The 17,894-nt window shown below is 40.5% G+C and carries 21 protein-coding genes; 14 read left to right on the top strand and 7 right to left on the bottom strand.

Annotated features, from left to right (window positions below; genetic code table 11):
• Position 1 precedes the first annotated feature (1 nt).
• The 12 genes from G3M65_RS08785 to G3M65_RS08730 all read left to right on the top strand — a co-directional run bounded on the left by G3M65_RS08785 (position 2) and on the right by G3M65_RS08730 (position 9,021).
• The gene (locus G3M65_RS08785) at positions 2–259 is read left to right on the top strand and encodes a hypothetical protein (RefSeq protein ID WP_173834196.1); all 258 of its coding nucleotides are present in this window, start codon (positions 2–4) and stop codon (positions 257–259) included.
• A 9-nt stretch (positions 260–268) separates the two neighbouring features.
• Positions 269–1,120: a hypothetical protein gene (locus G3M65_RS08780; RefSeq protein ID WP_173834195.1), complete on the top strand. Its 852-nt coding sequence runs from the start codon at positions 269–271 to the stop codon at positions 1,118–1,120.
• A gap of 9 nt (positions 1,121–1,129) precedes the next feature.
• Positions 1,130–1,714 (top strand): sulfurtransferase TusA family protein, encoded by a 585-nt coding sequence (locus G3M65_RS08775; protein ID WP_173834194.1) that lies wholly within the window; start codon positions 1,130–1,132, stop codon positions 1,712–1,714.
• Between the two features lie 5 nt (positions 1,715–1,719).
• A complete protein-coding gene (gene trpC, locus G3M65_RS08770; RefSeq protein ID WP_254426266.1) occupies positions 1,720–2,490 on the top strand; it encodes an indole-3-glycerol phosphate synthase TrpC in 771 nt (256 codons plus the stop codon).
• 14 nt (positions 2,491–2,504) lie between these two features.
• Positions 2,505–2,837, top strand: a complete 333-nt coding sequence (locus tag G3M65_RS08765) for a hypothetical protein (RefSeq protein ID WP_173834193.1) — start codon at positions 2,505–2,507, stop codon at positions 2,835–2,837.
• Between the two features lie 10 nt (positions 2,838–2,847).
• A complete protein-coding gene (locus tag G3M65_RS08760) occupies positions 2,848–4,038 on the top strand; it encodes a phosphoglycerate kinase (protein ID WP_173834192.1) in 1,191 nt (396 codons plus the stop codon).
• Complete coding sequence (locus G3M65_RS08755) at positions 4,028–4,831, top strand: inositol monophosphatase family protein (RefSeq protein WP_254426265.1); 804 nt, start codon at positions 4,028–4,030, stop codon at positions 4,829–4,831. Before G3M65_RS08760 ends, G3M65_RS08755 begins: the two co-directional genes overlap by 11 nt.
• The gene (locus G3M65_RS08750) at positions 4,815–5,354 is read left to right on the top strand and encodes a Uma2 family endonuclease (protein WP_173834191.1); all 540 of its coding nucleotides are present in this window, start codon (positions 4,815–4,817) and stop codon (positions 5,352–5,354) included. Before G3M65_RS08755 ends, G3M65_RS08750 begins: the two co-directional genes overlap by 17 nt.
• Complete coding sequence (locus G3M65_RS08745; protein WP_254426264.1) at positions 5,351–6,235, top strand: universal stress protein; 885 nt, start codon at positions 5,351–5,353, stop codon at positions 6,233–6,235. Before G3M65_RS08750 ends, G3M65_RS08745 begins: the two co-directional genes overlap by 4 nt.
• Positions 6,232–7,869, top strand: a complete 1,638-nt coding sequence (locus G3M65_RS08740) for a tetratricopeptide repeat protein (protein ID WP_173834190.1) — start codon at positions 6,232–6,234, stop codon at positions 7,867–7,869. Before G3M65_RS08745 ends, G3M65_RS08740 begins: the two co-directional genes overlap by 4 nt.
• Before the next feature lie 38 nt (positions 7,870–7,907).
• Positions 7,908–8,714: an LptF/LptG family permease gene (locus tag G3M65_RS08735; RefSeq protein WP_173834189.1), complete on the top strand. Its 807-nt coding sequence runs from the start codon at positions 7,908–7,910 to the stop codon at positions 8,712–8,714.
• 70 nt (positions 8,715–8,784) lie between these two features.
• On the top strand, positions 8,785–9,021 hold the full coding sequence (locus tag G3M65_RS08730) for a hypothetical protein (RefSeq protein ID WP_173834188.1): 237 nt from the start codon (positions 8,785–8,787) through the stop codon (positions 9,019–9,021).
• A 25-nt stretch (positions 9,022–9,046) separates the two neighbouring features.
• Here G3M65_RS08730 and G3M65_RS08725 read toward each other — a convergent pair whose 3' ends face one another.
• The 3 genes from G3M65_RS08725 to pdo are packed head-to-tail and all read right to left on the bottom strand — an operon-like array spanning position 9,047 to position 10,756.
• A complete protein-coding gene (locus G3M65_RS08725; RefSeq protein WP_173834187.1) occupies positions 9,047–9,808 on the bottom strand; it encodes a DUF3108 domain-containing protein in 762 nt (253 codons plus the stop codon).
• Positions 9,772–10,095, bottom strand: a complete 324-nt coding sequence (locus G3M65_RS08720; RefSeq protein WP_173834186.1) for a tetratricopeptide repeat protein — start codon at positions 10,093–10,095, stop codon at positions 9,772–9,774. The genes G3M65_RS08725 and G3M65_RS08720 overlap by 37 nt, the downstream gene beginning before the upstream one ends.
• The gene (pdo, locus tag G3M65_RS08715) at positions 10,082–10,756 is read right to left on the bottom strand and encodes a protein disulfide oxidoreductase (RefSeq protein WP_173834185.1); all 675 of its coding nucleotides are present in this window, start codon (positions 10,754–10,756) and stop codon (positions 10,082–10,084) included. The genes G3M65_RS08720 and pdo overlap by 14 nt, the downstream gene beginning before the upstream one ends.
• A gap of 45 nt (positions 10,757–10,801) precedes the next feature.
• On the opposite strand from pdo, the gene G3M65_RS08710 reads away from it, so the two are divergent.
• Positions 10,802–11,488 carry an SDR family NAD(P)-dependent oxidoreductase gene (locus G3M65_RS08710; protein ID WP_173834184.1) on the top strand — a complete coding sequence of 229 codons (687 nt, stop codon included), beginning with the start codon at positions 10,802–10,804 and terminating at the stop codon, positions 11,486–11,488.
• Positions 11,488–14,406 (top strand): bifunctional diguanylate cyclase/phosphodiesterase, encoded by a 2,919-nt coding sequence (locus G3M65_RS08705; RefSeq protein ID WP_173834183.1) that lies wholly within the window; start codon positions 11,488–11,490, stop codon positions 14,404–14,406. Before G3M65_RS08710 ends, G3M65_RS08705 begins: the two co-directional genes overlap by 1 nt.
• On the opposite strand, the gene G3M65_RS08700 is transcribed toward G3M65_RS08705, so the two are convergent.
• From G3M65_RS08700 to G3M65_RS08685, 4 genes are all read right to left on the bottom strand, one after another.
• Positions 14,381–15,016, bottom strand: a complete 636-nt coding sequence (locus G3M65_RS08700; protein ID WP_173834182.1) for a TIGR01906 family membrane protein — start codon at positions 15,014–15,016, stop codon at positions 14,381–14,383. The genes G3M65_RS08705 and G3M65_RS08700 overlap by 26 nt on opposite strands.
• A 14-nt stretch (positions 15,017–15,030) precedes the next feature.
• Entirely contained in the window at positions 15,031–15,999 is a 969-nt protein-coding gene (locus G3M65_RS08695; protein WP_173834181.1) for a cellulose biosynthesis cyclic di-GMP-binding regulatory protein BcsB, read from the bottom strand.
• 281 nt (positions 16,000–16,280) lie between these two features.
• Complete coding sequence (locus G3M65_RS08690; RefSeq protein WP_173834180.1) at positions 16,281–16,937, bottom strand: hypothetical protein; 657 nt, start codon at positions 16,935–16,937, stop codon at positions 16,281–16,283.
• Positions 16,901–17,746, bottom strand: a complete 846-nt coding sequence (locus G3M65_RS08685; protein ID WP_173834179.1) for a DNA-methyltransferase — start codon at positions 17,744–17,746, stop codon at positions 16,901–16,903. The genes G3M65_RS08690 and G3M65_RS08685 overlap by 37 nt, the downstream gene beginning before the upstream one ends.
• Between the last annotated feature and the right edge of the window lie 148 nt (positions 17,747–17,894).

Genomic DNA, 17,894 nt, shown 5'->3' with positions numbered 1-17,894 from the left:
CATGGCGAAGAAGGAGGAGCTAAAGGAAGAAAGTCTTGAGGAGCAAGTGGAGGAGTTAAGGAAAGACCTGTTTAAGCTCTTTGAGGTTTTATTGCCACCAAAGGAGGTCAGAAGGGAGGTGATGAAAAATCTATACACCATTGAGCTTTCCTTTTGGAAGATAATCAAGACTATTGTGGACTACGAAGTGCAAAGGCTAGAAAGCAGGGTGGAAGGGAAGGAAAAAAAGGAAAAGGTGAAAAGAATAGAGGTGGAGTAAAATATTCCCGTGCTTAGGGATATTGGTCTTATATTTCTTGTTTTGAGGGTTTTGTTGTTTGCCTTTTTCCTTGCCCTGTCTATAGGTAAGTCTCCTTCACAACAAGCACTTATAGTTGTACCTTCCGCTTTATACCTAATCCTGGGTATCTTCGTGTTTCTCTACCCTGGCAGGCTAAGACTTTTTAAAAACTATGGGGACCTTTTTTTCCTCTCTTTGCTTGCCCTTCTTACTGGTCAAAAGGAAGCTATACTTGCTCTTTTTACAGCAGTAGCTCTCTATACAAGCAGAAATGTCTTCATGGGTATGCTTTTCCTTTGGCTTCTTGTAGGTTTTGGTTTTTACTACTATGGTGTTTGGGGGCTTGTTCTTTTGCCAGCTTTTCTTTCCCTTTTTATGGCATCCTTGCATCCAGACCTCGTGGAGGCTCTGAGAAAGGAGAGGCTCTACGTAAGAAACTTAAGAAAGTCCTACTCCAAACTAACCAGCGAATACGCAAGATTGGAAAAGGGTTCTCAAAATGCCTTTAGAGAGGGGCTGCTTCTTGACCAGCTTATCCAAAGCAAGGACATTTACGAGTATTTAAGAAATGTAAAAGAGATATTTGAGTTGAAAATGGTAAGCATAACACCTTCCAAGGGGGATTACATAAAAGAGCCAGTGGTTGACATGGATAATCAACGCCTTTGTGTTCCTGTAAGACTTGAAAGGGGAGAGGTTAATGTGTATTTTTACGTGAATAGTCCTATGCAACTTTACGATAAGGAGCTAATGAAGACCCTTGAAAGGGCAGGAAAGCTTATAAATTTATACATAGAAGGTCTTGAAGAAAGACCTCAGGCAAAAGTTATAGCGGTGTGAGGTAATAACATGGAGGTCTTAAAGGAAAAGGAAGAGGTTCTTGACCTTACAGGGCTCATGTGCCCTTTGCCTGTGGTGATGACCTCGGAAAAAATGAGGAAGCTAAAGGAAGGTCAAAAACTCATTGTTATATCCACAGACCCAGGCTTTGAGAGGGATATACTAAGCTGGTGCGGTCAAACGGGTAATGAGCTTGTAAGTCTCAAGAAGGAAGATGGCAAAGTGGTTGCGGTCTTAAGAAAAGGCTCTCAAGCCATAGAACCCTCTCTATGGTATTGGGTCAAGTTCCACTCTCTGGGGGTCAAGCTACATGTAAGGCACATCCTTATGAGCTTAAATCCTTTTATCAAAAAACCCGACCACTTTATAACCTTTACCGCCATATCGGAAGGCACAAGGGCGGAGAAGTTTTTAGGTGGCAGAGCCAAGCTCATACCCATACCCGATGAGATTGACCCAAGATGCGGTGTAGTGCTTGCGGTTCATGGCTACAAGGAGGCAAAGGAGATATACGACCAACTACAAAAAGAAGGCTTTGGTGTGGAAGCTATATACAAGAAAGAAGGTAAGAAATACAGGAGGGTCTATCCATAGGAGTTTTGGAAAGGATAGTTGAGAACAAAAAAGCTGAGATAGGGAAAGACCCAGATTACATAAAGGCTTTGGAGGAAAGGGTAAGCCTTAGGGACTCTTTCTTTTCCTTTGAAAAGGCTCTTTGTTCTTGCAGGACAAGGATTATAGCAGAGGTCAAGAGGGCTTCGCCTTCTGAGGGTAAAATAAAAGACATATCCGCAGGGGAACAAGCCAAACTATACGAAAAAGCAGGCGCGGTAGCCATATCCGTGCTTACAGATAGGAAGTTCTTTAAGGGCTCTCTTGAGGACTTGTATGAAGTCAGACAGATAGTAAACCTTCCCTTGCTTAGAAAGGACTTTATCCTTGACCCTATGCAGGTTCTTGAGGCAAAGGCTTATGGTGCGGATATAGTGCTTCTTATTGTTAGAATCTTGGAAGATAGGCTACTGAAAGACCTTTTGGATTACTCCAAAGAGCTGGGTCTTTCTCATCTTGTAGAGGTCTTTAGCCTTGAGGAAGCGGAGAGGGCTCTAAAAGCTGGTGCTTACATAATAGGCATAAACAACAGAGACCTTGATACTCTTAAGGTAGACATAAGCCTGTCTGAAAGGCTTGCACCAAAGATAAAGGAGATGGGAGCAAAGTTTGTGATAGCGGAGAGCGGTATAGAAAACCGTGAGCAGGTTTTAAGACTTGAAAACTCTGGAGTTGATGCTTTTCTTGTGGGGACGAGCCTTATGAAAAGCCAAGACCCTGTAAAAAAACTGAAGGAGCTAATGGGTTATAATTTTTAGCAGGAGGTAGTCCTGTGAAAAACACCCTTGACCTAAACCTTATGGAAGAATTATCAAACCTTGAATATTTTATTGTCAAAGCTCCCGTTAACAGTCAAGAATTCTGGAAGGAATGGCAGGAAAAGTATTCAAGAGCTTTTGTGTCAAGAATAGCGGTAAAGAAGCTCTTAAAGACAAGAAGGCTGAGCTATGAAGAGATAAAAAGATACAGGACACTCCTTGAGGTTTACGAAGATATAGTCTTTTACCTTGAGAGCATCAAAAGACTTGCTTTGAACTTAAGGGGTATTTTTGAAACAAGCGAGAGTCCTGAATTTGATGACGAGGATATAGACTTTGACTTTTAGGAGGTAGTCTATGCCTTTTAGAAAAAAAACACTCAGAGATGTGGAGCTAAAGGGTAAGAGGGTTCTTGTAAGGGTGGACTTTAATGTGCCGATGGACGAGCTTGGAAACATTGAGGACGATACGAGAATAAGGGCAAGCCTGCCAACCATAGAGTATCTGCTTGACGCAAAGGCGAAGATAATTCTTATGTCTCATCTTGGAAGACCAAAGGGAAGGGATGAAAGGCTTAGCCTTGCACCCGTGGCAAAGAGGCTCTCAAGATATCTCAATCGGGATGTGAGACTCCTTCCTGACTGTGTAGGTGAAGAGGTGGAAAAAGAGGTTATGAGAATGCAGGAGGGGGATGTGGTGCTTTTGGAAAACTTGAGATTTCATGAGGGAGAAAGTAAAGGACACGAGGAATTTGCAAAGAGCTTGGCGAAACTTGGAGAGGTTTATGTAAGCGATGCCTTTGGCACATGCCACAGAAAGCATGCTTCTGTATACCTCGTCCCACAGATTTTAAAACCTGCGGTGATGGGCTTTTTACTTGAGAAGGAGATAAGCTACTTTGAAAAGGCTATGGTAAACCCACAAAGACCTGTGGTTGCCATAATAGGGGGTGCAAAGGTCTCCTCCAAGCTGGGAATTATAAAGAACCTTCTTAAGAGAGTAGACAAACTCTTTATAGGTGGTGCTATGGCTTTTACCTTTATAAAGGCTATGGGCTATAAGGTGGGAAGCTCTCTTGTAGAGGAGGAGCTCATCCCCACCGCAAAGGACATTTTAGAGGTAGCCCAAAAGCTGGATGTGAGGCTATATCTTCCTGTAGACTTTGTCATAGGCAGAGAGGTTTCAGACAATACACCTACAAGGGTAGTTCCATGGCAAGAAATACCAGAGGGTTGGATGGGTCTTGACATAGGTCCTGTTTCTGTGGGTCTTTTGAGGGAAATAGTGTCAGACGCACAGACCATAGTATGGAACGGACCCATGGGTGTGTTTGAGCTTGATAGGTTCAAAGATGGCACATATGAAACCGCAAAGCTCCTTGCTCAATCTCCCGCTCTTACCATCGCAGGTGGAGGAGATACAGACCATGCCATACATAGAGCTGGAGTGTATAACGCCATAGACTTTGTCTCCACAGGTGGTGGTGCCTTCTTGGAACTCTTAGAGGGCAACAGCCTCCCTTGTATAGAAGTGTTGGATGATGCGTGAGCTTGAGCTTTTCCTAAAGGTGGCAAAGGAAGCAAGCCTTTTGGGAGGGCAAGTCCTAAAGGAGTTTTACAGAAAGGAAAACAACCCTATAATGGAAAAGGGAGAAAAGGACATATACAGCCTTGCAGACAAGCTATCAGAAGAAAGGATTAGAGAGCACATACAAAAATACCTGCCAGACCACAAAGTAGTAGGAGAGGAAGAGGGAGGCTCTGCGGACGGTGAATACGTGTGGTATATAGACCCTCTTGATGGAACAAAGAACTACATAGCAGGCTTTCCCATCTTTGGAACTTCTGTGGGGCTCTTATACAGAGGAGAGCCTATTGTAGGAGCGGTATACTTACCTGCCTTTGACAGCCTCTACTGGGCTCTAAAGGGGGGTGGTGCTTTCAAAAATGGAAAGCCTATAAGGATAAAGCAAAAGGCTCAGCTCAAGAAGTGCTATGTTGCTTATGGCTATCCCTCAAGGGCAAAGAGGAACTTGGATTCCTATTGGAACATATTCAGAGAGGTTTTTGACAAGGTAGGTGCGATGAGAAGACCTGGTGCTGCAGCGGTAGACCTTTGTCTTCTTGCAGAGGGTGTCTTTGATGGGCTATTGGAGTTTGAGCTAAATCCCTGGGATGTGGTCGCTGGCTCTCTTATAGCCAAAGAGTCTGGAGCTAAGGTTGCACTTACAAAGGGTTTTTCCATGGGGACGGATGTTTATGCAGGAAATGACCTATGCTTTCCTTTTATACAAGAAGTGCTTAAATTAAACCTTGAGGAGTTTCATGAGCTTAGCCTATAAGTATAGACCACACTATACGGTGGAAGACTACCTTAAATGGCAGGGGGATTGGGAACTTATAGAAGGTATGCCTTACGCTATGGCTTCGCCAAGACCTTTAAACCAATACCTTCTTAACGAACTTGGTGCTTTTTTAAGGAATGTTTTTTTACAGGAAGAATGTAGCACTTGCAAAGTTTATGTGGAGCTTGACTGGTATGTATCCTTTGACACGGTCATAAGACCAGACCTAATGGTATTGTGTGGAGAAATTCCAGAGAGGGTGGAAAGTCCGCCACAGATGGTGGTGGAGATAGTTTCTCCAAGTAGCAGGCAGATGGATGAAGGTCTTAAGTTTGAGTTGTGTGAGATGCAAGGCGTGAAATACTTTGTCCTCTTATATCCTGACGAGAAGATGGTAAAGGTCTTTGAACTTGTGGATGGGAAATACAGAAAAAAGTTAGATAGGGTTTTTAAACTGGATGGATGTGAAGTGAGTGTAGACTTCTTAGAGCTTTTTAGTAATTTTGAAGGGAGGAGATGAAGATGAAATTCCTTGCACCAGTTGACTTTACGGAGATAACAAACCCGCTTATTAGAGTAGTGAAACTTTTTGCTCAAGCCCACAATGCCGAGGTCCATCTCCTTCATACAGTGTCTCCTGTGCTTTACCTTCCCTATCCAGAAAGCTTCGGTATGAGCACAGTAGACCTTGAGCTACTTGCGGAGCTTCAGGAGAGAAAAAAGGAAGAGGCAAAAGAGAGATTAAAGGGTCTTGTGGAGTTTTTAAAGCCTCTGGAAGTGGAAATTCTCGTAGAAATAGGAGAGCCTGCGGAGGTGGTGTTAGAGAAAGAAGAGACCTATGACCTTGTCTTTATGGGAAGCCACAAAAAGGGTCTTGTGGAAAGGATATTAGTTGGCTCAACAACAGAAAAGGTTGTGAAGTATTCAAAAAAGCCTGTTTTTGTGCTAAAGGGAAAGGAACCAGAGGGTATAAAAAAGGTCCTTATAGGATATGACCTCTCGGAGCATGCAAGAAAAGCCCTTGAATTTGCTGTAAACCTACTAAAGCCCTTTTCTCCTCATATAATTCTTCTACATGTGGAAGAAACTATTGAACTGCCACTTGTTGAAGGAATAAGGGATGTTCTAAGTGAAAAGTACAGGGAAGAAAAGTTAAAACATATTGAAAAAATTAAAGATTGGCTCAGAGAATCTGGCTTCGTGGCTTCAGCTTATATACTTGAGGATAAATCACCTGCGGATGGTATAAGGAACTTTTTGAAGGAAAATCCAGACATAGATATAGTGGTATTGGGAAGTAGAGGTCTTTCTGGTTTCAAGAGGGTGCTTCTTGGAAGCACATCTTCGGAACTTCTGAGGTCTCTGGAAGTTTCTCTTATTATACATAGGAGTTTAGAATGAGGGTGCTTTTTTTTCTTATGCTCCTTGGTGTGTCTTTAGCTTACAATCCATATACCGATTATGTTTTCTGCAGGCTCTATCAAGAGAAAGAACCACTTAAAGCTGAAAGCTACTGCCTGAGAGCCCTTGAAAGGGCACCAACACCATCTTTGTATGTGGACGTTGTGAGGTTAGCCCTCAAGCTGAAAAAAAACGACATGGCACTCAAGGTTGCCAGCGAGTTTAAGTCAAAGTATCCTAATATGCCCGACCCATACCTCCTGCTCCATAGTGTATACGGTATAAGAAGAGAAGGAGAAAAAGCCTTAAAAGTCCTTGAGGAAGGATATTCGAAGAACCCAGAGTCAAAGGAGATAATGGTCTTTTTAGCAGAAGAATACCTTAGAAGTGGACAGATGGTAAAGGCTCGCAGTGTGCTTACAAGGCTGGCAGAGCTTAGTCCAGAAAATCCTCTACCCTATTTTATGCTTGCAAGAATTGCCCTTTCTGAGGGTAAACAGCAAGAAGCTATAGAATACCTTGAGAAATCTCTGAAGGTAAAAGGAGACTTTGAAGCTGGTTTTATAACCCTTGGAAGCATATACGAACAGAGAGGAGAATACTCAAGAGCGGAAAGCTTATATAAGGACATACTCAAGCAAGACCCAGCCAACAGAAGTGCCTTAGAAAGGCTTGCAAACATATATGCAATAACAGGCAGATATGAAGAAGCAAAGGATGTTTACCAAAAACTGGCAGAACTTTATCCCGACGGCGATTATCTGTATCAGTATGCCCTTATCCTTATAAGGTCTGGAGACACGAAAAAGGCTAAAGAACTTTTAGAGAATCTGTATAGGGAAAATCCAGATAATCCAGACGTGGCTTATAGCTATGCACTCCTTCTTGAGTTTGAAAAGGAAACTGACAAAGCTCTTGAAATATATCTTAACCTTCAGAAAAAGGTAGGAAACAACCCAAAGATCCTTGAAAGACTCGCTGGTATATACATAGATAGGAAAGAATACCAAAAAGCAGAGGACATACTCAAAAAGGCTCTTGCAGTAGACCCAAACAGTTATCAGCTAAACCTTCTTATGGGAAACCTTTACAGTGAGAAGGAGGAACTTGAGCAAGCCCTTAAATACGTAAACAAAGCAGTGGAGATAAACCCAAGGGATTATAGAGGTTATTTCCTAAGAGCAATAGTCTACGACAAATTGGGCAAGATACTGTCTGCGGAGGAAGACCTCAAAAAAGCTCTTGAGCTAAACCCTGATGACCCAGAGCTTTTGAACCATCTTGGATACTCTCTTCTCCTTTGGTATGAAGGTGCAAGATTGGATGAAGCGGAAAAGCTCATAAAAAGAGCTCTTCAAAAAGACCAAGAAAACCCCGCATATATAGACAGTATGGCGTGGGTTTTGTATTACCGTGGAGATTACATAAAGGCTAAGGAGCTTCTTCTCAAGGCTCTTGAAAAGGAAAAGGAAGACCCTGTGCTATACGAACACATGGGAGATATCCTCCTCAAGTTAGGAAGGGAAAAGGAAGCACAGGAATATTACAAAAAAGCCTATGACCTGCTAATGCAGGGTAAAAGGGGAGAACCAAACCAAAAGGAAAGGCTAAAGGGTAAGATAAAAGCTCAATGATATTTAGTTGGTTTTTTTGGAGGTTTTTTAGACTTGCTGTGATTATCAGCCTTCTGTTTACCTTTGTGTTTCTCATATTCCAGATAATTAGACTTGACCAAATACTGTTTCAGTTGCCTCTTAAAGACTCTCTGCCTTTTCTTTTACTCTGGTTTTTGTTTTATTTCTCCTACATGCTTCCAACCGCATTCTTTATAGCCTTTGCCTTCCAACTTTTTGAATTAAAAGAAGGTAAAAAACTTCATGTTATACAGTCTTTTGGAATAAGACCTATTAATCTATATACGAAAAGCATTTTTATGCTGTTTCCTGTTATTTTTGCCCTTTCCTTTGTGTTTCTAACATTAAACGAAGAGGATATTGGTTTTGTAAGAAGACAGCTTACACTGAAATATTACGCTCTTCTAATAACTTCCATCCCTTCAAAGAGTTTTCAAAGTTTTGGACAGTTTACCCTATATGTAGAAAAGAGAGATGGAAACACTCTTGAAGGTATATTCTTCAAGTTTAATGAGGGTGTGGTTGTAGCAAAGAAGGCAAGAGTGGAAGCGGGAACACTTACCTTTGAGGATGGTTCCCTTCTTACCCAAAGGGAAGGAAAGACTTTTGCTACAGACTTCAAAGTCTACAAACTGAGCCTTAATAGGATAGTAAGCGATGACAAGAAAACCTCTTCAAGGGAATACTTGGCTGGTATTTTTAACGCCCTGTCCACCTTACTTCTTATGGGTATCGCCTACAGGCTTATATGGTTTATAGAACATCATCACAGTTTTTATTACGCGGTGGGTTTAGCCTCTGTGCTTTATCAATTAGTCCTCTTACTCCTTAAACAAAAATTGTAGAGTTTTCATGAAATTTTCATCTTTCTTTTTTTATGCTTTTAAACATCAAAAACCTAAAGGAGGTTTAACCATGAAGAAAGCACTTGCACTACTGCTTGCAGTAGCCTTCAGCGGTGCAGCTCTTGCACAGCAGGCACAGCCTGCTAAGCCAGCTGAGCCTGCTAAGCCAGCTGAACCTGCAAAGCCTGCAGCGGAGCAAAAGCAGGAGCAAAAGCAGGAAAAGAAAAAGGCTCACAAGAAGGTGCACAAGAAAGAACACAAGAAGGAAGAAAAGAAGGAAGGTGCTCCTGCAGAACAAAAGAAGTAAACACCTCTTGGGGGCTATACGCCCCCTACTTTTTTGCACTTAAGACATTTCTAAGAAGATTTTTATCTCCTTCTACTTTCTCAAGTCTTGCAGATGCGGAGCCTATAATAAATTTCAATTCCATTCTGACTGGTAAGTTTGTTTCCTCATCTATCCATAAATACCATGTGCCTCTGGGTTTCAATAGTCCCTTTGTTTCTATATTAGGATGGACTTCTATCTTTCTTGTAATGAAAGAGCCTGCTGACGTGTCTATTTGTTCCCTTCCTACAACACCGTAAGGTAGCCAGTATTCCTTATCGTCATAAAACATCTTTACCGTCCCCTTCTCTACCCTTGCACTATCTCTATACAGTATTAGACTGGCTGTGTATGGGTCTACAAAGCCTTTGTAGTTATATTCCTTCTCTTCTTTCTTTTCAATCTGGTCGCTCAGTTTTACATACTTTATTTCAGTGGTCTTTATCTTACCGTTGCCAAAGATGTATTCTTGATATCTTTTGAACTCTCCCTCTTCCTGATAGTAAACGAAGCGTCGTGGAGAAAGTTCGGGAAGCTCTATCTCTGCACCACCCCTATTGTAGACCCTTTTTACCAGCTTGCCCACATTTATGGTTCTAACAAAGCTTTCAACCTTGAGGTTGTTATTTTGCTGTTTATAAGTTATACATGTCTCTGCCACAGGCAGGAAAAGTAGATAAGCCTTGTAGCAGGCTTTTAGCTCTTGAGCAGAAGAAAAACCAATAAGCCCTAAAAGGACTGTAAAGACCTTAACTGCTCTATCCAAGACCTAAACTCCTCTGCCATGCTTGGATGGTTATGCTTTAAAGCCTTTTCCACGCCTTCCTGTAGGACCTCTATAGCTTTTTCGTATTCGCCGAGCTCTTCGTAGCACTTGGCAAGGATGCGATAGCCTGCCCCTTCGTCTTCCTTTAGGCTCAAATACTTCTCCATATGCCTTATGGTGTTTTGGTAATCTCTTAGCTTGTAGTATTCCAGTGCTAAAGAGTAATGCAAAATAGGACTGTCTGGTGTCTTTTCCAACAAACTTTTAAAATACTCAAGCCTGTCCATTTTCTCTCCTTAGCTTTTCGTAGGCGGATATTACATACCCGAGGAAATTGTTTTCTGGCTGTGCACCCACAAACTCCGCAAGCCCTCTATTTATAACTATCTTTGGCACACCCACAACCTGAAACCTCTCCGCAAGGTCCATATTCTCGCTGGCATCAACTATTAGTGCGGTTATGTTATCGTTTGTCATGGCAAAATTCATAGCGGTTATGGCTGCGGAAGGACAGTATCCACAAGAGGTGGTAACAAAAACCATAATCTCCATCGGTAGGTCTATGCCTTTTAGCATTTCCACAGTCTTCTCTGAGAGCTTTGGCTCTCTCTTTGATACTTGCACTATACCCTGAACCAAAGTAGTAAACTCAAGCCCTGCAGGAAGACCTATGTAGCGTATGCCATAATCCTTGTCGCCCTCTATCACTATAGTTGGCACCCTATCAATACCATACTTCTGGCTTACTTCCCTGTCTATGAGAGGTGAGTAGACCTCCAGCTTTATCTTTTCCGGTTCTACATCCGCAAGCTCCTTCAAAAGTTCTTCTGCCACTTGACAGGTCTCACAGCCTATGGCTTGAGAGAAGAGTTTTAGGTTTACCTGTTCCTTTAGCTCCTTTGAGAATATGTCTTTGAGCTGGGTTCTCACCTCAAGGTTAAGAAGCATTTTCTACCTCCTTTAGGTCTTTATTATATCCTTAAAATATAAACCATGGATGGTAAAAAAGCCATAATAACTGGTGGAAGCAAGGGTATAGGAAGGGCAATAGTGGAAAGACTTATAAAGGAGGGTTGGCAGGTTTGCACCTGCTCAAGAAAAGAAGAAGACCTAAGAAGATTAAGGGAGGAGCTGGGAAACCCTCAAAGTCTATACACAAAAGCCTGTGATGTGGGGGATAGGGTTTCTGTTAGGGATTTTGTCCGCTTTTGCGTTCAGAATATGGGACGCATTGACCTTTTGGTAAACAACGCAAGCCTTCTGGGTGAGAGAGTTTCTATTGAGAACTATCCCGAAGATGTGTGGGAAGAGGTTATAAGGGTTAATATAAACGGAGTTTTCTATATGACAAAATATGCAATTCCTTACATGAACCCTGGCTCGGTTATAGTTAATATGTCTTCTGGTGCTGGCAAAAGACCTGCACCCTACTGGGGAGCTTATGCGGTCTCCAAGTTTGGTATAGAGGGTTTTAGTTTACTTTTGGCAGAGGAGCTAAAAGACAAAGACATAAGGGTTTATGCCTTTAATCCCGGTGCCACAAGAACGCAGATGAGAGCAAAGGCGTATCCACATGAAAACCCAATGACCCTAAAGCCTCCAGAAAAAGTAGCGGACTTTATCCTAAAGCTAATAAGCTCTAAAGTTCCAAGTGGTTCTTACGATTATAATACTATTTGATGCACAGATATGTAAGTTTTATGCTTCTCTTGGGAGGAGTTTTTGTTACGCTTTTAGCTTACATCTATAGAGACCAGCTTGTCCTTGATAGGACTAATTTTGCATTTTGGATAGCAACTTTGAGAATAAGCTCCTTTGCCCTTCTCCTTTTTCTTGTGGCAACCCTCATCGCCTTGGGAAGAAGGTTTATAAGCGAAAGGCTTTATGCCCTCGGAGTTTTCCTAATACCCTCCCTTATTCCAGACCTGTTTCATATACTCTCCTTCGTATTTTTCCCAGATTTTATAACTAAGAACACAAGAAACAAAGTAGCTTATCTCTTTCTCCTCTCCAAAAGTTTAGTTTTGCTTGCCTTTTATATTTCCGCCTTTTATCCAAAAGTTAAAACCTACATTCCTCTTAAATCCTACAGATTTTTGACAGCTTTTTCTCTTGTAGCCTCCTTCGGGATAGTTATGTTTCATCCATACCTACCGCCCCTGTATCTTGAGGGTATAGGACAGACTTGGCACAGAGATGCTTTTGACGCCTTCTCTATAATTCTTTACTCTTCCCTTGCCCTTTATGTTGTAAGAAACAAGGTCTTTGAAAGTGTATGTTCTTGGTATATTTTTACAGCTCTTAATTTAATCTCTCTTTCCTCATTGAGCCTTTTCTTATACAAAAACTTTTATGACTTTCTTATAGTTCTTGCATCTTTTTATAGGTTCTTGGCATACCTAATCATACTTTATGCAGTCCTTTATATTAATCTTAGGCAGAGAGCTTTACAAATTATGGAATCAGCCCTTACACTGCTCACTGGAATAATAAGGTCAAAACCCACAAAGGAGGAGAATATCTTTTTCTTAAGGCTGGATAAGGGTTTTTCCTACATCGTTGAGTTTATGTTTTTATACAGTCTTAAGGAAAACAGGCTTGTGGCTGTGGCTCATGGTCCAAAGGGCTATAAGCTTGATGGTATTGATTTGAACAGTATAAAAAGGCTTTTGAAGGACCTTGGAGGTCAATACTTTGACAGAGAATATCATTACAGCCTTTATGAGGACTATCTTATTGTTAGCAGATTAAGTGCGTATCCGGAAAGTCCGCTTGACAGGCTTCATGTAATAAACACTGAAAGGATAATACTTGGCTATCTTCTAAACGCCATGAACTTTGATAAAATCATAGAGGAAAAGGCTAAGGAGCTTGAAAGACTTTACCTTCTCTTAGAAACCTCTGAATATGCCACTCAGGCATATAACAACATAGATACCTTTTCTAAACAGGTGCTTGAAAGGCTTGACTATACCCTTAAGATGGATGGAAGTGTTTTCTACATGTGGAATAAGAATGCGGAGCTTCCAGAAAGAGTGGTTTTTTCAAGTGGTTTCTTGCAGAACTTTCCAGATTTTAAACTTCACCAACTTTTGGAAAAGGTAATGGAAAGTCCAGATATGTATGGAGCGGGAGATAAATACATTTACTGCAAATTTGAAAGCAATTCTTACCAGTCGGGCTTGTTAGGACTTAGGAAAGACAAAGGCTTTGACAAAGAGGAGTTTCTCTTTTTGAAAACGGTAAGCAATCAGCTTTTCCATGTGGTAAAGCTTATGAAGGTGATAGAAGACCTTGAGAAAGCACAGGCAAGTATAAGATTCTTAACTGAATATGACCCATTAACCATGCTATACAACAGAAAAAGCTTTGAAAAGCTTCTTGAAGATGAAATAGAAAGGTCTGATAGGTCTGGAGAGCCTTTATGTTTGCTTTTTATTGATGTGGATAACTTTAAAATTATAAACGACACTTACGGATACCACGTGGGAGATATGGTCCTTAAGCATGTTGCTGAGGTGCTCAAAAAGAAGATAAGAAGGCTTGATACCGCTGGCAGGCTGGGTGGAGATGAGTTTGGCGTAATACTGCCAAAGGCTAATAAGGGTGTGGTGGAATATATAGCGGAGAGGTTGAGGCAGGAAATCCTAAATATGCCACTGGCTTTTGGTGATACGGAAATCCGTGCAAGTTTAAGCGTGGGTATAGTATGTTATCCACTGGACGCGAAGAATAAGGAAGAGATACTATCGCTCGGTGAAGCCCTTATGCATGCCATAAAAAGGGAAGGTAAAGGAAGGGTAAAGACCGTAGAGGAATCTGTAAAAGAAATTTATACATCCTTTAGAAGGATTGAGAGAAAGGTTCTGGAGAGCCTTGAAAAGGCATCTATAGAGGTATTCTTGCAAGACATAGTTAATCTAAGCACCGAAAAGGTTGAGGGCTTTGAAGCACTGATGAGGCTAAAAGTAGACGATGAGCTTCTTCCTGCAAGCAGGTTTATAAACATAGCAGAAGATATGGGGCTTGTTCAAAAGCTGGACATTGCCATGATAGAGGGATTGTTTCAGAAGATAGCTTATATTAAGGATAACAGTGATATTTTACTATTTATTAACCTTTCACCTCAGGATCTTACGCATGACTTTATAAAGGATGTGGTGCAAAGGGCAAGGACTTATGGTGTTGAAACTGACCGTATAGTCTTTGAGATAACAGAAAGGGAGGCAATACAGGATATAGGTAGGATGAGTAGTTTTCTAAAGGGTTTAAAAGAGGCAGGTTTTAGGTTTGCCATAGACGATTTTGGCTCTGGTTATGCTTCTTTTCTTTACCTTAAGTATCTTCCTGTGGATTTTCTTAAAATAGAAGGCGAATTTATAAAGAGTATGAAGAGGTCCCATGTGGACAGGATTTTTGTAAAAAGCATGGTAGAGGTGGCAAAGGGTCTTGGCATAAAAACGGTAGCGGAGTATGTGGAAGATGTGGAGACCATTGATATCCTCCTTGACTTAGGCATAGATTACGCACAGGGTTATTACATAGGAAAGCCTGGACCTGCGGAAGAGAAGCTCAGGAACTTCTTCTCCAAAGGATAAAACCAAGGGTCTGAAGGAAAAGATTTACAAGAAAAACTCCTAAGGCAGTATACAAGGTTGCCTTAAACCAAAAGTCCATGGGATAGACCCTCAAAAGCATGTCTTCGTCTCTAAAACGCCACGAATAAGGGTCAAAGAAAAGGTTATGAAAGGCAGTAAAAAGCCAGTCATAGTTGACCGCAGAAACAATTAACACAAAAAGGACAAAAACTTCAAGCAACAGCCCACCAAAGAATAAAACCTTTCCCATCTCCCTTTTATTCTTTAAACTAAGAAATCCAAAAAGCCAAAGAGGAAGGATGATATACATAAAACCAAAGGAAAAACTCAACAGCCTCTTCACATCCTCCATATGTTTTATCTCTCTTTCGTTAAAAATTCCAGAGCTTTTGAACTCTTCCATGCCACTGTCTGAAAGAACAGACCTAAGCCCGAGTTTGGCTATGCTTAGTCTTAGCTCATAGGGCATTGGGTCTGGTGGCAGGTCTACTCTTTTATAGAGGAACTCCACAAAAATGTCTGTGAAGGCAAGGCGAACTACAAACAGTGTAAGGAGAATAGGGAAAAGAGCTGTGAGAAAAAAGCTCACAGCCCACTTCTTACTCGCCATATGTTAAGTATAACTTACTTGTAGCCTTTTATTGTTGTAGGTCCCGCATGACAGGCTATGCAGGACTTTTCTGTGCCAATAACCTTTACAAGACCAAAGCTCTCTGCTATTTGCTGGTGTTTGGCGTGTATGCTCTCTATGGGTTTGAACCTTCTTACCTGTGGCACGTTTATGCCTTGATGGCACTGGTAGCAAGTAAGCATGGCTTCTTTCCAGAGGTTAACCGCTTTTTCTTTGTCTTTTGCTTCAAGAGCTTTTGGAAGCTCATTGTAGAGGATGTTGTTTCTGTGTCTGACAACTGCCTTGAGGTCATCTCCCCACTGGGCTACCATTGGACCTGCCAAAGCCATATTCTTTCCACAGGCGGACAGCCCCATGGGGCTTCTTATAAGCCTTAGCCCTGCATCAAACTCACCCTTTTCTATATACCCCCTAAGAGCTACAAAGGAGAAAAAGGTTCTGTATGCACCTGCTTTGAAGTTGAGCCTTACATCTGCAAGATACCTACCTGCCTGCATTATCTGTTCCTTGTTAGCACCACCTACAATTAGTATGTTTTTGCCATCTTTTTGCACTACCTTTATAGTAGGCTTTTCAAAACTCAAACCCACCTCCTTCACTATTTCATTGTTTACTCCCACCACTATGAGATTCTGGTAGCTAAGCCCTTTGAGCCTTTGGTCGCTTACGAGAAGCTCTGGCATTTTAGATTGACGAACGTCCTCTGCGGTAAAGCCTATGTCATCCGTCCATTGTCCGAGGTAGTAGGCTATCCTGCTCGCAAGGGCAACTATATCAGGGTCTTCCTTTGAGCCATAGACCACAAGTGTATTTGGGATAGTTGCATCCTTAATTACCGCAGGCGTGCCTGTCCAAACCTCTCCATAGGTTACATAGGGAAAGAGCCTATCCGCAAAGGGTGGGTCAATCACTGGCTGTGCCAAGGAAATGCTGACTACACTAAGGACTAAAAACCTTTTCATGCTTTTCCTCCTGTGCTTTTGAGAAAAAAATTTTATCTGTGTAGGTGTGGTGAGGCTATAAAAGTTGATTGTAGTAAAGATTACTGACACTTATTTAAGCATATCAGCATATCTTTAAATCAGGGTGAGGGACTTAAACCTCCGACCCCCTGCTTGTGATGCATGATTTCTATTGCTCTGTCTAACATTATGGGTGAGCATCTTAAAGTTGTTGAAGTTCAAAGACTTAATGTGGAGTTTTGATGAAAGTTTAAAATTGGTATTGTTGAACATAGCATCTGTCAACTACTTAAAGGGTTTAAAAGAGGAAAAAGATTTCCTATGTTGCTTAATCTATTAATATGTATTCTATAACAAGATTTTTCAGGGCATACAGCATCTTTTTCATAAAATTCAAAAAGGGTTGTCCTTCTTTCAATGAAACCCAGAATTTCTGCGGTGAATCTATACTGTTCTTTTATAGTATTGTTTTTTAACAGAGTGTAGATTTCAAAGCAATTCTTGTTTAATAATTTAATCTTCATTTCATTATTATTTAGTGAATGTTCCAGCCTCAAACATACATATATATCTTTGGGTTGATTTTCAAATTGATCCTTAGGTATTATAAGGTATTTATGAGAATGTTCTGGCAGAGTTTTAATATCTATTAAATAACCATTTACATGTAAATCAAATTCATCTACATTAGTTTTACCCCAAAAGATACTTAAAGCATTATCTTCATATTTTTTATAATCTTCTGAAGACAATAAATTTTTATCTACTAACCAGTTTGCAAATGTAAGTTCTCCTAATTTTCCTGTAAATATTCTCCATGCGTGATATAAAATATCCTCTCTTGACCTACTTGTCCTTTCAAATGTTTGTGATATTGATGCACATGTAAACCATATAGATTTTAAAATAAGTTCTTGTTTAATGTTAATTCTTTCCATCTTTTTTCAAACTCACTTTTATATTTTGGATTTACGTCTAATCCAATCCCTCTTCTATTTAACATAGCTGCTGCTATAAGAGTCGTTCCAGAACCTACGAATGGGTCATAAACAGTATCACCATAAAAAGAGTAAAGTTTTATTAATCTCATAGGAATTTCTAAGGGAAAAGATGCAGGATGCTTACTTTTTTTGTCTGGTTCTATATACCAAATACCCCTTGTATATAATATCCATTCATCTTTGCTAATTTTAGACAACTCTTTAATTTCCTTGGAAACTGTCCTTTTACCTGCTTTTTTGAAAATTAAGATATTTTCAAAAATGCTATCAAGAATTTTAGGAGTAGGTGGATACGGATACGAACCAAAAAGAGGTTTTCCCTTTAACGCTCCGTTGTTACCATAACCCTTCACCCAAATAATTTCGTCAAAAAACACAAACCCTATATCAATCATAAATTTTATTACATCTGCTACAATTGGATATAAGAAAGATTGTCCCTCCCTTTTCTTTCTTGATTTCATATTAGTAATGTTTATACAAATCGTTCCTCCTAATGTAATAAAGTTGTAAATTTTCTGAAAAACTTTTTTCAACTCCTCTATATATTCATGGTAATTGTTTATGTTTTCAAGCCCTTGTTGAGTTCCATAATCTATATAATTGAAATAAGGTGGAGATGTTACTACAAGGTGCACCTCCTCGTCAGGTTCATAAACTCTCGCATCACCTATTACATATTCAATGTTGTGATTAAATTCTTGTCTCATGTTTATATTCTCTGTCAAGCTATACTCATGTGTCATTAATTGTATTATAGCCTATTGCTCTTTGCAAACTACTAATAAAATCAAGGGTGTCTTGAATTTCTTGAGGGAATTTAGTTTTTAGGCTTGTTCTTGTGAGGGCTATATAGAGGAGATTTAGGAACTGTTTCAAAATTTGTGTAAATTC

The sequence above is a fragment of the Hydrogenobacter sp. T-8 genome, assembly GCF_011006175.1.
GTDB classification, from domain to species: Bacteria; Aquificota; Aquificia; order Aquificales; family Aquificaceae; genus Pampinifervens; species Pampinifervens florentissimum.
Note: the sequence above shows the minus strand (reverse complement) of the source record. Positions and strands in the feature narration are given on the sequence as shown.

Excerpts from the sequence above, each read along its gene's own strand:
- G3M65_RS08785 (WP_173834196.1), top strand. The coding sequence starts at position 2 with ATGGCGAAGAAGGAGGAGCTAAAGGAAGAAAGTCTTGAGGAGCAAGTG.
- G3M65_RS08775 (WP_173834194.1), top strand. The coding sequence starts at position 1,130 with ATGGAGGTCTTAAAGGAAAAGGAAGAGGTTCTTGACCTTACAGGGCTC.
- G3M65_RS08760 (WP_173834192.1), top strand. The coding sequence starts at position 2,848 with ATGCCTTTTAGAAAAAAAACACTCAGAGATGTGGAGCTAAAGGGTAAG.
- G3M65_RS08755 (WP_254426265.1), top strand. The coding sequence starts at position 4,028 with ATGATGCGTGAGCTTGAGCTTTTCCTAAAGGTGGCAAAGGAAGCAAGC.
- G3M65_RS08750 (WP_173834191.1), top strand. The coding sequence starts at position 4,815 with ATGAGCTTAGCCTATAAGTATAGACCACACTATACGGTGGAAGACTAC.
- G3M65_RS08745 (WP_254426264.1), top strand. The coding sequence starts at position 5,351 with ATGAAGATGAAATTCCTTGCACCAGTTGACTTTACGGAGATAACAAAC.
- G3M65_RS08740 (WP_173834190.1), top strand. The coding sequence starts at position 6,232 with ATGAGGGTGCTTTTTTTTCTTATGCTCCTTGGTGTGTCTTTAGCTTAC.
- G3M65_RS08730 (WP_173834188.1), top strand. The coding sequence starts at position 8,785 with ATGAAGAAAGCACTTGCACTACTGCTTGCAGTAGCCTTCAGCGGTGCA.
- G3M65_RS08720 (WP_173834186.1), bottom strand. The coding sequence starts at position 10,095 with ATGGACAGGCTTGAGTATTTTAAAAGTTTGTTGGAAAAGACACCAGAC.
- pdo (WP_173834185.1), bottom strand. The coding sequence starts at position 10,756 with ATGCTTCTTAACCTTGAGGTGAGAACCCAGCTCAAAGACATATTCTCA.
- G3M65_RS08710 (WP_173834184.1), top strand. The coding sequence starts at position 10,802 with ATGGATGGTAAAAAAGCCATAATAACTGGTGGAAGCAAGGGTATAGGA.
- G3M65_RS08705 (WP_173834183.1), top strand. The coding sequence starts at position 11,488 with ATGCACAGATATGTAAGTTTTATGCTTCTCTTGGGAGGAGTTTTTGTT.
- G3M65_RS08700 (WP_173834182.1), bottom strand. The coding sequence starts at position 15,016 with ATGGCGAGTAAGAAGTGGGCTGTGAGCTTTTTTCTCACAGCTCTTTTC.
- G3M65_RS08695 (WP_173834181.1), bottom strand. The coding sequence starts at position 15,999 with ATGAAAAGGTTTTTAGTCCTTAGTGTAGTCAGCATTTCCTTGGCACAG.
- G3M65_RS08690 (WP_173834180.1), bottom strand. The coding sequence starts at position 16,937 with ATGGAAAGAATTAACATTAAACAAGAACTTATTTTAAAATCTATATGG.
- G3M65_RS08685 (WP_173834179.1), bottom strand. The coding sequence starts at position 17,746 with ATGACACATGAGTATAGCTTGACAGAGAATATAAACATGAGACAAGAA.